Source organism: Williamsia sp. (assembly GCF_016462415.1).
Taxonomy (GTDB): Bacteria; Actinomycetota; Actinomycetes; order Mycobacteriales; family Mycobacteriaceae; genus Williamsia_A.
In genome coordinates, this window is sequence record NZ_JAEMTF010000122.1 from 1 (window position 1) to 12,614 (window position 12,614).

Here is a 12,614-nt window from a genome sequence, read left to right on the forward strand (position 1 = left end):
AGCTCGTCCATACCGAGGATGGCGATGATGTCCTGCAGCTCCTTGTACTTCTGCAGGATGCGCTTGACCTCGTTGGCGACGCGGAAGTGCTCGTCACCGACGATGGACGCCTCGAGGATGCGCGAGGTCGAGGTCAGCGGGTCGACGGCCGGGTAGATGCCGAGCTGCGAGATGGGGCGCGACAGCTCGGTGGTGGCGTCGAGGTGGGCGAACGTGGTCGCAGGCGCCGGGTCGGTGTAGTCGTCGGCGGGAACGTAGATCGCCTGCAGCGAGGTGATCGAGTTACCGCGCGTCGAGGTGATCCGCTCCTGGAGCTCGCCCATCTCGTCGGCCAGGGTCGGCTGGTAGCCGACGGCGGACGGCATACGGCCGAGCAACGTCGAGACCTCGGAACCGGCCTGGGTGAAACGGAAGATGTTGTCGATGAACAACAACACGTCCTGGTGCTTCTCGTCGCGGAAGTACTCGGCCATGGTCAGGGCCGAGAGGGCGACGCGCATACGCGTGCCCGGCGGCTCGTCCATCTGACCGAACACCAGGGCGGTGTCCTGCAGAACGCCCATCTCCTCCATCTCGAGGTGGAGGTCGGTGCCCTCACGGGTGCGCTCGCCGACGCCGGCGAACACCGACGTGCCGGAGAACTCGCGAGCGATACGGGTGATCATCTCCTGGATCAGAACGGTCTTGCCGACACCGGCACCACCGAACAGACCGATCTTGCCGCCCTTGACGTACGGGGTGAGCAGGTCGATGACCTTGATACCGGTCTCGAGGATCTCGGTCTTGCCCTCGAGCTGGTCGAAGGGCGGCGGCTTGCGGTGGATGCTCCACTGCTCGCCGTCACGACCGGTTCCCGGGGAGTCGAGGCAGTCGCCGAGTGCGTTGAACACGTGGCCCTTGACGACGTCTCCGACGGGGACCGAGATGGACTTGCCGGTGTCGACGACCTCGGTGCCGCGGGTCAGGCCGTCGGTGGGCTGCATGGAGATGGTGCGCACGAGGTTGTCACCCAGGTGCTGGGCGACCTCGAGGGTCAGCGTCTTGGCAACCGACTCGAGGGCGATCTCCGCGTGCAACGCGTTGAACAGCTCGGGTACGGCTCCACGGGGGAACTCGACGTCGACGACGGGTCCGATGACGCGGACCACGCGCCCGGCCGTGTCCTTGGCCGAGGAGCCCTGGGGGGCTTCAGTTGTTGCAGTGCTCATTGTTGGTCACTTCCTGGCTTGGAGGGCCGATACAGCTCTGTGTCTTGGATGCGGCTGCCGCCGCGGGGTGTCGTGTGCGCGGATGCCGCCGCCGTACTACTTCGCGAGGGCGGAGGCGCCGCCGACGATCTCACTGATCTCCTGGGTGATCTGCGCCTGGCGCAGCTGGTTGGCCTGCCGCGATAGGTCGGTGATCAGCTCGTCGGCGTTGTCGGTGGCCGCCTTCATGGCGGTCCGTCGGGCCGCCGACTCCGATGCAGCCGCTTCCAGCAGCGCGGCGTACACACGGGTCGCGATGTACTTGGGCAGCAGGGCCGACAGCAGGGTCTCGGCACCGGGCTCGAACGAGTAGTTACGAGCCTCCGTCGACGAGTCGTCGTTGCTCGACGACGAATCGCCCGACTCCTCGTCGTCCTCGGACACCACGAGCGGCGCGATCCGACGAACCTCGGGGACCTGGCTCAACATCGAGACGAACCGGGTGTACACCAGATGCAGCTCGTCGAGTCCCTCGAGAGCGTGGTGCTCCTCGGTCTCCTCGACCTCGGTGCCCGACCCCGCGACGAACAGGTCGACCAGACGGTCGGTCGCCGTCTTGGCGTCGGAGTACCGCGGCTGCTGGGAGAACCCGGTCCACGATCCCTCGACATCGAGATCGCGGAAGGTGAAGTACCGCAGCCCCTTCTTGCCCATCACGAAGATGATGGGGTCCTTGCCCTCGTCGCGCAGCAGCGCCAACAGCTCACGGGTGGCCCGCAGGACGTTGGAGTTGTAACCGCCGCACTGGCCGCTGTCGCTGGTCACGACCAGCACGCCCGCACGCTTGGGCTCCGGACGCTCCACCAGCAACGGGTGATCCAGGGTGGCCGACTTGCTGGCCAACTCCGAGAGCACCGAGGTCATCTCCTCGGCGTACGGCTTCGACGCCGTCACGCGGGCCTGAGCCTTGGTGATACGCGAGGTCGCGATCAGCTCCTGCGCCTTGGTGATCTTGCGCGTCGACTGAACCGACCTGATGCGTGAGCGCAGTTCACGAATACTCGCCATCGGCTGTCTCACACCTCCTTCGGGTTTGCCACACGGTCACGGATTGTCATGAGTCCTACGACTTCTTCTTGAGCTTGATCTCCTCGTTGGTGACCTCTTCGGGGTCCAACGAGTCCGACTCCTCCTCGTTCACGACGCGCGAACCGTCGCTGGCGAGGAAGCCCTGCTTGAACTTGTTCGTCTCGTCGACCAAGGCCTCGGCCTGGTCGTCGGAGAGAGCCTTGCCGCCGGCGATGGAGTCGTAGACACCGGTCGCGCTGTGGTGCAGGTGGCTGAGCAGCTCGTTCTGGAAACGCTTGACGTCCTCGACGGGGACCGAGTCGAAATGTCCCTCACCGCAGAGGTAGATCGACACGATCTGGTCCTCGACCGACGCCGGGCTGTACTGGTCCTGCTTGAGCAGCTCGACCCAGCGGGCACCGCGCTCGAGCTGGGCCTTCGACGCGTCGTCCAGGTCGGAGGCGAAGGCCGAGAAGGCCTCCAGCTCACGGAACTGGGCGAGCTCGAGACGCAGCGAACCACTGACCTTCTTGAGGCCCTTGGTCTGCGCGGCGCCACCGACACGGGAGACCGAGGTACCGACGTTGATGGCCGGTCGGACGCCCTTGTTGAAGAGGTCGGACTCGAGGAAGACCTGACCGTCGGTGATCGAGATGACGTTGGTCGGGATGAACGCCGAGACGTCGTTGGCCTTGGTCTCGATGATCGGCAGACCGGTCATCGAGCCGCCACCGAGCTCGTCGGACAGCTTGGCGCAACGCTCCAGCAGACGGGAGTGCAAGTAGAAGACGTCACCGGGGTACGCCTCGCGGCCCGGCGGACGACGCAGCAGCAGCGAGATGGCGCGGTAGGCCTCGGCCTGCTTGGTGAGGTCGTCGAACACGATGAGGACGTGCTTGCCCTCGTACATCCAGTGCTGACCGATGGCCGAGCCGGTGTAGGGCGCGAGCCACTTGAAGCCGGCGGAGTCGGACGCGGGCGCGGCGACGATGGTGGTGAACTCGAGAGCTCCCGCGTCGTCGAGCGCCTTCTTCACACCGGCGATCGTCGAGCCCTTCTGGCCGATCGCGACGTAGATGCAGCGGACCTGCTTGTCGGGGTCGCCGGTCTCCCAGTTCGCCTTCTGGTTCAGGATCGCGTCGATGCAGACCGCGGTCTTGCCGGTCTTGCGGTCACCGATGATGAGCTGGCGCTGACCGCGACCGATCGCCGTCATGGCGTCGATGGCGGTGATGCCGGTCGCGAGCGACTCCTCGACGGGCTGGCGCTCGAGAACGCTGGCCGCCTGGAGCTCGAGCACGCGGGTCTCGGACGACTCGATGTCGCCCTGGCCGTCGATCGGCTGACCGAGTGGGTTGATCACGCGGCCGAGGAACTTGTCGCCGACGGGGACCGAGAGCACGCCACCGGTGCGGCTGACCTGCTGGCCCTCCTCGATGGATTCGTAGTCACCGAGGATGACCACGCCGATCTCGTCCTCGTCGAGGTTCAGTGCGACACCGAGGACGCCGCCGGGAAATTCCAGCAGCTCGTTGGCCATCGCGCCGGGGAGACCGCTGACATGGGCGATTCCGTCGGCGGTGTCGGTGACGACACCGACCTCCTCGCGGGATGCCTCGGCCGTGAACGTCGAGACGTACTGCTCGATCGCGCCTTTGATCTCGTCGGATGAGATCGTCAACTCCGCCATGAGTATTCGTCTTCCTTGCGTTGGGGTGGGTATGTGGTGGTCTGGGGCCAGTGGACTCGAAGATGCCGCGGTACGGCAGCTACCTGGGCAGCTCTTCGGCTGCCTTGGCCAGTCGGGTTGCGACGTCTCCGTCGATGACCTCGTCGCCGATGGCGACCCGGAGGCCGCCCAGCAGGCTGGGATCGATCTCCACCTGGGTGGAGATCTCGCGGTTGTAGATGCGCCCGAGCGCTTCGGTGAGCCGCTCCTCCTGGCCATCGGTCAGCGGCGATGCGGACACCACGTGGGCGACCGACTCTCCGCGACGAGCCGCTGCGAGCTCGGCCAGATCGGACACCGCGGACGCGGCGGCCTGGCCGCGGAGCAGCCGGACGGTCTGGTCGAGAACTGCCTTGGTGACGTCGTCGACCTTGCCCGAGACCACGGTGTCGAGAAGTTCGAGACGCTTCTCGGCGGGCGCGTTCACGTCGGAGAGCAGCGCGCTGAGCTTGGGCTCGGCCACCAGCAGGCGACCGAAGCGGAACAGCTCGTCCTCGACGTTGTCGATCGTGCGCGCCTTCTCGGCGACGATCAGCAACGCGAACCGCGCGAGACGCTCGATGGCGAAGGGGAAGTCACTGGTCGCCGACCACCGACCCACCACCGCGCTGCGCAGCAGTGCGAGGGTGTCCTCGCCGAGCTTGGAACCGAAGAGGTTGTCGACGATGCCGGTCTTGGCGTCGTCGTCGTCCGAGGCCTCGGCCAGGTGCTTGCGCAGGACCGGCTCCGACCCGAGCAGCGCGACGACGTCGGCGAGTTCGCCGGCAAGCGTCCGCAGTCCGGAATCGTCGAGCGACTCGACACGACGGTCGAACTCATCCGACAGCTTCTTGATCGAGTCCCGCGAGGCGGCGCGCATCGAGTGCACACCCACCAGGTCGGCGGGCGCCGAGATCCGCGAGGATCCCGAGGACGCCATCTCCCCCAGCTCGTCGATCACGCGGTCGACCGACTGCTCGCGAGCGGCCGGGTCGTCCAGGTGTTCGCGGACAAGGTTGCTCGCGAGTTCGACCGAGGTGAGTCCGAGGTCGCTTCGCAGCTGACGGACCAGGGCCGCGCGGTTCAGCGCGACCTGTGCCTTGCCGTGCTCGGTGATGCGCTTGACCTCGTTATCGGCCTGCACCGACATCTCCTCGGAGATGGCCTGTGCGTCGGCGCGGGCGTCCTCGCGGATCTGACTTCCCGCGGCCCGTGCCTCCTCCACAGCGTTCTTGTGCGCCTCTTTGGCCTCGGCGAGTCGCTTCTTCGCGTTGTCGCTCTCCTCGATCTGCGTCGCGATCGCGGTCTGCTGCGACTTCATCGCCTTGCGGACCGGAGGTGCGACGTAGCGGATCAAGACGAAGACGATCACGATGAAGCCGACGAGTTGCCCCAAGAAGATTCCCATGGAGTCAGCTTCCCTTCGCGCTGGGCTGCGGGGCGTCGGCGGCGAGCCGATCCACCGAAGCGGCGAGTGTCGAATCGGTTGTCACGTCGAAGCCGAGAACCCGGCTGGCGAGGTCCGCCGACAGGGTCCCGACCTCGGAGCGTGCCTGCGTTGCCGCCTGCTCGCCCTGGGCGTTGAGCTGCGATGTGGCCTCGGAGAGAACGGAGTCCGCCTCTGCCGTGGCCCGCTGCTTCATCTCCTCGAGGCTCTCGCGACCTTTCGCGCGAGCCTCGTCACGGATACCGGTGGCCTCGCCGCGAGCCGACTTCATCGCCTCGCGGTACTCCGATTCGGCATGCTCGAATTCCTCGGTGGCGGCACGGTTGTCCTGCGACGTCTGTGTCACCTGATCCTCGCGCTCCTCGAGCACTGCCTTGATGGGCGGCACGACGAACTTGCCGATCACGGCGAGAACGATGAGGAAGATGATCAGTACGACGAAGAACGTGCCGTTCGGGATGAGGAAGTTCTGTGCGGCGAGCGCCATGGTGCGTTACCTGATTCCGTGTCTACCCGGTCCCCGACGTGTCAGGAAGCCGAGATCGGGGTGGCGAACACGAAGAGAGCCATGAACGCCAGGTTGATGAAGTACGCGGCCTCGACGAGACCGACGGTGATGAAGAACGGGGTGAACAGTCGGCTCTGCGCCTCGGGCTGACGGGCGATTCCCGCGATCAGCTGAGCACCGGCCAGGCCGTCGCCGATGCCGGCTCCGATCGCGCCGCCGCCCAGGATCAGGCCGCCGCCGATCAGTGCACCCATTCCAATCGTTGGATCCATGTGACTTTTCCCTTTCGGTGTACTGGCACCGCGGTGCCAGTTGTGGTGCCGGCCGATGATGTCATCAGCCAGGTCGTGGTGGCCGATCGGAATCGGCCGGTTCGGTCGGGTCCGGCGGGTGCCGAACCTGTGGTCTTTAGTGCGCGTCCTCGGATTCCATCGACTGACTGAAGTAGAGGATGGTCAACAGGGCGAAGATGAAGGCCTGGATGAGTCCGACGAAGAGGTCGAACAGCTTCCAGACGGAGTTGGGGGCCCACATGATGTACGGCGGGAACAGCGTGATCAGCGAGACCATGATGCCGCCGGCGAAGATGTTGCCGAACAGTCGCAGCGAGAGCGAGACCGGCTTCGCGATCTCCTCGATGATGTTGATCGGCGCGAGGCCGATCACGTGGCCGCGGACGAGCTTGACCGGGTAGCCGATCGGCCCGCGCTTGCGGAAACCGGCACCGTGGTACCAGACGAACACGGTCAGGGCGAGCGCGTAGACGAAGTTGATGTCGGACGCGGGGGGTTTGAGCCACTCACCGGCGACACCCTCGGAGTTCCCGTACTGCGCAGGCAACACGGCCAGCCAGTTCGAGATGAGGATGAACGTGAACAGTCCGACCGCGAGCGGGAGGACGAACGGCGCGACGCGCATGCCGATCGAGCTCTCGATCTGTCCACGCATCTGATTGGTCACGGCCTCGAAGAACAGCTGGACCCCGTTGGGGACGCCGCGTGAGGTGACCTTGGCCCGCAGGAAGAACGCGAGGCCGATCAGGATGAGGGCGGCGACGGACGTGCCGATGATGGTGTCGAGATTGAACGACATGCCGAGGAAGTCACGGACGATGTGGTGTCCGACCTCGATCTTGGAATCGGATTCTTCGGCTTCAGCAGCCAGGTTGAAGACTTCGGTCATGACTGCTTGCGGAGTCCTTTCATCACGGGGATCACCGTGGACAACACCACGATCACCTGACACAGAGCGAGCCCGAACATCACGCCGAGACCGTCGGGGCGGAAAAAGAATGCGATGACCAACGCCGCGACGGTGATCAGACCGAGGCGGACGGCGGTGTTGAGGACGACCGGCTTCTTGCGCGGGTTGTCACTCGCCGTGGCCGCGCCGACCGAGGCCTGCACCATCTTGGCGTTGAGCAGAGAGAGCACGAGACCTGCGGCGAACCAGACGCCGAAGAAGATGTGACCGAGGATTCCGCTGATCACCAGGACAACCACGGCCAGAACGGACGCGATGATCGCGGGACGGGCCAGACTGAGCGGTATCTCCGGGTAATAGACCGGTGCCGAGTCTGGGGCTGACGTCGTCATCTGCCTCTCCTCAGGTCGGAGCGCGCGGTACTCGTCGTCGAGCACCAGTGGTCGTGCTTGGTGTGGGCGGCGTCCATCGAGCGTGCGAGCCGCTCGGGTAAAGCGGACGTAAGCTCCCGGTTCGTTGTGACACTACCAACACCGTTTCCGGTGTCTGACGTGGGGTGCATGTTGGTGCGGTGAATATTCCCTGTCGGAGAGTGTCCTACTACCGGCAATAGTACTACACGGGATAATTTGTCCGTTTCACCGGATACCCCCCGGTCACAGGTCGCCCGCGCGCGCGCCGACGAGCCGTCGCCGGAGCCGCGGGACCACCGTGGCGATCATCGCGATCACCAGTCCCCCGGCCAAAGCCGGCGCGACCACGGTCACCGAGAAGACGGTACTGGCCGCCACGCTGAACGCCAGTACCGCCACCCACAGATAGATGACCAGGACGACGCGTCGCTGGGAGTGTCCGAGTTCGAGCAGGCGGTGGTGCAGGTGCATCTTGTCCGGTGTGTAGAAACCGACGCCCGCACGGGTACGGCGGATGACCGCGAGCAGCATGTCGAGCATCGGGATGAACATGACCGCGGCAACCAGGATCAGCGGTGACAGCAGCGTGAAGATGTCGGCAGGCCCGTAGGCGTAGATGGCCACGCGACCCGAGGCACTGGTCGAGGCGGTGGCGAGCATCAACCCGATCAGCATGGAACCGGAATCCCCCATGAAGATCCGCGCGGGCTGGAAGTTGTGCGGAAGGAAGCCGAGGCACGCCCCCGCCAGGCTCACCGCGATCAGTGCGGGTGGGTAGTAGCTGACGTCGCCGCCCTGATCACGGAGCAGACCGATCGAGAACAGCAGGATCGCCAGCGCGGCGATCACGGCCAGTCCCGCGGCGAGACCGTCGAGGCCGTCGACGAAGTTGATGGCGTTGATCGTCGCCACGGTGATCGCGATGGTGAGCAGACCGGACTGCAGGGGGTCCAGGACGACCGTGCCGATGTCGCCGAACGGGACCGGCACCACCGTCCAACTGACGCCCATCACCACCAGCACGCCGGCGGCGGTGAGTTGTCCGACGAACTTGGTCAGCGCGTCGAGGCCCCACCGGTCGTCGATGACGCCGACCGCGACGATGACGAATCCGGCCACCACCACCGCGTCCATGTCGTGGGTGTAGGCGAACCCGCGGGTCAGCGCGGGCAGCTGCTGGGCCAGGACGATCGCGGCGAGGACGCCGGTGAAGATCCCGACGCCGCCGAGGCGCGGGGTGGGGATGGCGTGGACGTCTCGCACCCGTGGCACCGCGACCGCACCGGTACGGGTGGCGACCACCCGCACGATGCCGGTGGCCAGGTAGGTGATCACGGCCGCCGCGATCCCGACCAGCATCAGCTCACGGAGCGGTACACCCGCCCCGCTACTGGCTGCCTCGGCGAGAATCACGGCTCAACGCTACTAGTGCGGGGGGTGCGCCCCACTCAGGCTCGCAGCGAGGCCGCGTCCACACCGAGAACCTCGGCGATCTGCTCCACGGAGACCGCACCCTCGCGAAGGATGGACGGCGTCGGACCGGTGAGATCGACGATGGTGGACGGCGTCGCATGGGCGGCCGGGCCACCGTCGAGGTAGACCGCGACGTCGTCGCCGAGTTGGTCGCGGGCGTCTGCGGCGGTCGTCGCGGGCGGCTGTCCGGAACGGTTCGCGCTCGACACCGCCATCGGACCGACCTCGCGCAACACCTCGATCGCGACCGGGTGCAGCGGCATCCGCAACATCACCGATCCCTGCGTGTCACCCAGATCCCAGGCGAGTGATGGTGCCTGCTCGACCACGAGGCTCAGTCCCCCGGGCCAGAAGGCGCGGACGAGCTCACGGGCCTGCGTCGACACCGACAGCACCAGACCGTCGATGGTGTCCCACGACCCGACCAGCACCGGCACCGGCATGTCGCGACCGCGTCCCTTGGTCGCGAGCAGGCTGGTGACGGCCTCGGAATCGAATGCGTCGCAGCCCAACCCGTACAGGGTGTCGGTGGGCATGACCACGAGACGTCCCGCCTTGACGGCGCCGACCGCGGCGCGGACCCCCGCGCTGCGCGAATCCGGTTGGTTGCAATCGAACACAGTGCTCACGCGATCATCCTTGCACGTCATCTCCGGCCGCCTCGGCGGTGCGTCGGGCGGTCACGAACCGGGGGCGTCCGGTGAGGTCGGCGTGCGCCTCGATCTGGTCGAAGGCACCGTGTCGACGCAACTCGGCGACCACCAGGTCGGCGGTGGTGTCGTCGTGTTCGATCGCGCATCGCCCCCCGGGCACGAGGGCACGAGTGATGAGACCGATCATCGGGGTGATCACCGACATCCCGTCGACGCCGCCGAAGACGGCGATCGCGGGGTCGTGCTCGACGACCTCCGGCGACAGATCGGCCCCCTCGGGAACATACGGCGGGTTGGCCACCACGACGTCGACGGTGCCGGGAGCGAGGAGGTGGCGATCACGCACGTCGCCGGCGACCACCGACAGCCGCCGGCGTACAGCGTCGCCGACTCGGGCGACGTTGGCGCGCAACCAGATCAGAGCGTCGGGATCGTTCTCGACGGCGACCACGCCCGCGTCGGACACCGTGGTGGCCACCGCGATGGCCAGGGCGCCGCTACCGCTGCAGAGATCGACCACGCGGGGGCGGTCGAGACCGACGCAGACCGCGTACGCCCATTCCAGGATCGCCTCGGTCTCGGGGCGCGGGACGAAGACCCCGGGGCCGACGGCGAGGTCGACCGGCCCGAACGATGCCGACCCGAGGATGTGCTGCAGGGGTTCACGCGCCGCTCGACGGTCGAGCAGGCTATCGAGCTGGGCGGCCTGCGGATCGGTCAGGTCGTCTGCGGCGACGAGCCGGCCACGGTCGACCCCGAGCACGTGCGCGACGAGCAGCTCGGCGTCGACACGGGGTGATTCGACGCCGGCGGCGGTCAGGCGGTCGGCGGCGGCGGCGATGACCGCGCGGTTCACCGTGACCCGACGATCACTGGGCCTCGAGGCGAGCCTGCTTGTCGGCGGCGACGAGGGCGTCGAGAAGCGCATCGAGATCTCCGTCGAGGACGGCGTCGAGATTGTGGGACTTGTAGCCGATCCGGTGATCGGTGATCCGGTTCTCCGGATAGTTGTACGAGCGGATCCGCTCGGACCGGTCGACGGTGCGCACCTGGGCCGTCCGTCCCTCGGACGCCTCGGCCTGTGCCTTCTCCTCGGCGGCGGCCTGCAGACGCGCCGCGAGCACCTGCATCGCGCGCGCCTTGTTCTGCAGCTGCGACCGCTCGTTCTGGCAGGTGACCACGATGCCGGTCGGCAGGTGGGTGATCCGGACGGCCGAGTCGGTGGTGTTGACGCCCTGGCCGCCCTTGCCCGAGCTGCGATAGACGTCGATACGGAGGTCGGACTCGTCGATCTCGATCTGCTCGACCTCGTCGGGTTCCGGGTAGGCCAACACGCCCGCGGCCGAGGTGTGGATCCGCCCCTGCGATTCGGTGACCGGTACACGCTGGACGCGGTGGACCCCTGCCTCGAACTTCAGACGCGCCCACACGCCGTCGGGCGAGTCCCCCGGCGACTTGATGGACAGCGTCGCATCCTTGTATCCGCCGAGATCGGACTCGGTCACGCCCAGGATCTGGGCCTTCCACCCGTGCCGCTCGCAGTACTTGAGGTACATGCGGGCCAGGTCGGATGCGAACAGCGCGGATTCCTCTCCGCCCTCCCCCGACTTGATCTCGAGCACGATGTCGTCGCCGTCGTGCGGATCGCGCGGGGCCAGCAGATCGGTCAGGGTGGCGTCGAGCGTCGACACCGTTCGCTCGAGCTCGGGGATCTCGGCGGCGAACGAGGCGTCGTCGTCGGCCAGCTCGCGGGCGGCCTCGAGATCGTCCCGGGCGGCGGCGAGCTTGGTGTAGGTGCTCATCACCGGCGCCAGCTCGGCGAACCTCTTGCCGACGCGACGTGCGGCGGCGGGGTCGTCATGCAGCGACGGGTCGGACAACTGGGTCTCGAGCCCCGAGTACTCGGACAGCACGTCATCGATGGCGGTGCCTACGGACTTCTCGGTCACGGGTCGACTCCGTTCTGCCGGACTTCTCGGGAGGGTGGACAAAGCGAAGACGCCCGCCCCGTGCTGGTGCACGGGACGGGCGTCGTCGGACGGACTACATGGAGGCGTCGGCCTCGGCGGCTGCACCCTTGGCGGGTCGCTTGCCGTAGCGCTTCTCGAAGCGTGCGACACGTCCACCGGTGTCGAGGATCTTCTGCTTGCCCGTGTAGAACGGGTGGCACTGGGAGCAGACCTCGACCGTGATCTGGCCGCTCTCCTTGGTGCTCCGGGTGGTGAAGGTGTTCCCACAGCCGCACACCACGGTGGTGTCGACGTAGGTGGGATGAATACCCTGCTGCATCTGGTGTCCCTTTCATGGTCGCCGGGTCACCGACCCCTGACGCGGCGTGCGCCGCGCGGTGGACGGTGTGAACCGGAACCGGACTTGATGGAGCGCGCCACCTGCTGGCGCGCAACGGGCCGAGTATGCCAGATCGGAACCCGAGAAAACCAATCTGCGGTTCCCCCGGCCGATCTGCTCGACTGATGGTCTCAACCGGGACGGACCTGCATCTATTCCGGCAGCGAGTCCCGATCAGTCGTTGTTGGTACCCGGCGTGTTCTGTTGGACCTGCATCAGGAACTCGATGTTGGTCTTGGTCTTCTTGAGCTGCGAGATCAGCAGGTCGATCGCCTGCTGGGAATCGAGCCCGGAGAGCACGCGGCGCAGCTTGTGCACGATCGCGAACTCGTCCGGCGACATCATCAGCTCGTCCTTGCGGGTGCTGGACAGGTTGACGTCGACCGCCGGGAAGACACGGCGCTCGGAGATCTTGCGATCGAGCTTGAGCTCGGCGTTGCCGGTGCCCTTGAACTCCTCGAAGATGACCGTGTCGCCGGTCGATCCCGTCTCCACCAACGCGGAGGCGATGATCGTCAGCGACCCGCCGTTCTCGATGTTGCGTGCCGCGCCGAGGAACCGCTTCGGCGGGTACAGCGCGGTCGAGTCGACACCACCGGACAGGA

General features: G+C 66.7%; 13 protein-coding genes and 1 pseudogene. All 14 read right to left on the bottom strand.

Going from position 1 to position 12,614, the window contains the following annotated elements; genetic code table 11:
• Window positions 1-1,208 (bottom strand): F0F1 ATP synthase subunit beta (gene atpD, locus JHC79_RS20440; protein WP_296394281.1); only part of this gene is annotated, 1,208 nt, incomplete at its 3' end.
• Between the two features lie 96 nt (window positions 1,209-1,304).
• Window positions 1,305-2,255, bottom strand: coding sequence for a F0F1 ATP synthase subunit gamma (locus JHC79_RS20445; protein ID WP_296394284.1), 951 nt, complete (start codon window positions 2,253-2,255; stop codon window positions 1,305-1,307).
• Between the two features lie 55 nt (window positions 2,256-2,310).
• Complete coding sequence (gene atpA / locus JHC79_RS20450) at window positions 2,311-3,945, bottom strand: F0F1 ATP synthase subunit alpha (protein ID WP_296394286.1); 1,635 nt, start codon at window positions 3,943-3,945, stop codon at window positions 2,311-2,313.
• 79 nt (window positions 3,946-4,024) lie between these two features.
• A complete protein-coding gene (locus JHC79_RS20455; RefSeq protein WP_296394288.1) occupies window positions 4,025-5,371 on the bottom strand; it encodes a F0F1 ATP synthase subunit B/delta in 1,347 nt (448 codons plus the stop codon).
• A 4-nt stretch (window positions 5,372-5,375) separates the two neighbouring features.
• Window positions 5,376-5,897, bottom strand: coding sequence for a F0F1 ATP synthase subunit B (locus JHC79_RS20460; RefSeq protein WP_296394290.1), 522 nt, complete (start codon window positions 5,895-5,897; stop codon window positions 5,376-5,378).
• A 41-nt stretch (window positions 5,898-5,938) separates the two neighbouring features.
• Complete coding sequence (locus JHC79_RS20465) at window positions 5,939-6,190, bottom strand: F0F1 ATP synthase subunit C (RefSeq protein WP_045822205.1); 252 nt, start codon at window positions 6,188-6,190, stop codon at window positions 5,939-5,941.
• 136 nt (window positions 6,191-6,326) lie between these two features.
• Window positions 6,327-7,100, bottom strand: a complete 774-nt coding sequence (atpB, locus tag JHC79_RS20470; RefSeq protein WP_296394293.1) for a F0F1 ATP synthase subunit A — start codon at window positions 7,098-7,100, stop codon at window positions 6,327-6,329.
• Window positions 7,097-7,513 carry an ATP synthase subunit I gene (locus JHC79_RS20475; protein WP_296394294.1) on the bottom strand — a complete coding sequence of 139 codons (417 nt, stop codon included), beginning with the start codon at window positions 7,511-7,513 and terminating at the stop codon, window positions 7,097-7,099. Before JHC79_RS20475 ends, atpB begins: the two co-directional genes overlap by 4 nt.
• Window positions 7,514-7,777: 264 nt before the next feature.
• Window positions 7,778-8,893, bottom strand: a complete 1,116-nt coding sequence (locus tag JHC79_RS20480; protein WP_296394305.1) for a glycosyltransferase family 4 protein — start codon at window positions 8,891-8,893, stop codon at window positions 7,778-7,780.
• A gap of 89 nt (window positions 8,894-8,982) precedes the next feature.
• Window positions 8,983-9,636, bottom strand: coding sequence for an L-threonylcarbamoyladenylate synthase (locus JHC79_RS20485; RefSeq protein ID WP_296394296.1), 654 nt, complete (start codon window positions 9,634-9,636; stop codon window positions 8,983-8,985).
• 4 nt (window positions 9,637-9,640) lie between these two features.
• Window positions 9,641-10,516, bottom strand: coding sequence for a peptide chain release factor N(5)-glutamine methyltransferase (prmC, locus tag JHC79_RS20490; protein WP_296394298.1), 876 nt, complete (start codon window positions 10,514-10,516; stop codon window positions 9,641-9,643).
• A 13-nt stretch (window positions 10,517-10,529) separates the two neighbouring features.
• Window positions 10,530-11,609, bottom strand: coding sequence for a peptide chain release factor 1 (prfA, locus tag JHC79_RS20495; RefSeq protein WP_296394301.1), 1,080 nt, complete (start codon window positions 11,607-11,609; stop codon window positions 10,530-10,532).
• A gap of 94 nt (window positions 11,610-11,703) precedes the next feature.
• Window positions 11,704-11,949 (bottom strand): 50S ribosomal protein L31, encoded by a 246-nt coding sequence (gene rpmE, locus JHC79_RS20500; protein ID WP_296394303.1) that lies wholly within the window; start codon window positions 11,947-11,949, stop codon window positions 11,704-11,706.
• Between the two features lie 234 nt (window positions 11,950-12,183).
• Window positions 12,184-12,614, bottom strand: a pseudogene (locus JHC79_RS20505) (transcription termination factor Rho); the annotation flags it as partial.

What these genes read in the sequence shown, in the direction of transcription:
- JHC79_RS20465 (WP_045822205.1), bottom strand. Translation starts at nt 6,190, where the DNA reads ATGGATCCAACGATTGGAATGGGTGCACTGATCGGCGGCGGCCTGATC.
- JHC79_RS20445 (WP_296394284.1), bottom strand. Translation starts at nt 2,255, where the DNA reads ATGGCGAGTATTCGTGAACTGCGCTCACGCATCAGGTCGGTTCAGTCG.
- JHC79_RS20480 (WP_296394305.1), bottom strand. Translation starts at nt 8,893, where the DNA reads ATGCTGGTCGGGATCGCGGCGGCCGTGATCACCTACCTGGCCACCGGC.
- JHC79_RS20475 (WP_296394294.1), bottom strand. Translation starts at nt 7,513, where the DNA reads ATGACGACGTCAGCCCCAGACTCGGCACCGGTCTATTACCCGGAGATA.
- atpA (WP_296394286.1), bottom strand. Translation starts at nt 3,945, where the DNA reads ATGGCGGAGTTGACGATCTCATCCGACGAGATCAAAGGCGCGATCGAG.
- JHC79_RS20455 (WP_296394288.1), bottom strand. Translation starts at nt 5,371, where the DNA reads ATGGGAATCTTCTTGGGGCAACTCGTCGGCTTCATCGTGATCGTCTTC.
- JHC79_RS20460 (WP_296394290.1), bottom strand. Translation starts at nt 5,897, where the DNA reads ATGGCGCTCGCCGCACAGAACTTCCTCATCCCGAACGGCACGTTCTTC.
- rpmE (WP_296394303.1), bottom strand. Translation starts at nt 11,949, where the DNA reads ATGCAGCAGGGTATTCATCCCACCTACGTCGACACCACCGTGGTGTGC.
- atpB (WP_296394293.1), bottom strand. Translation starts at nt 7,100, where the DNA reads ATGACCGAAGTCTTCAACCTGGCTGCTGAAGCCGAAGAATCCGATTCC.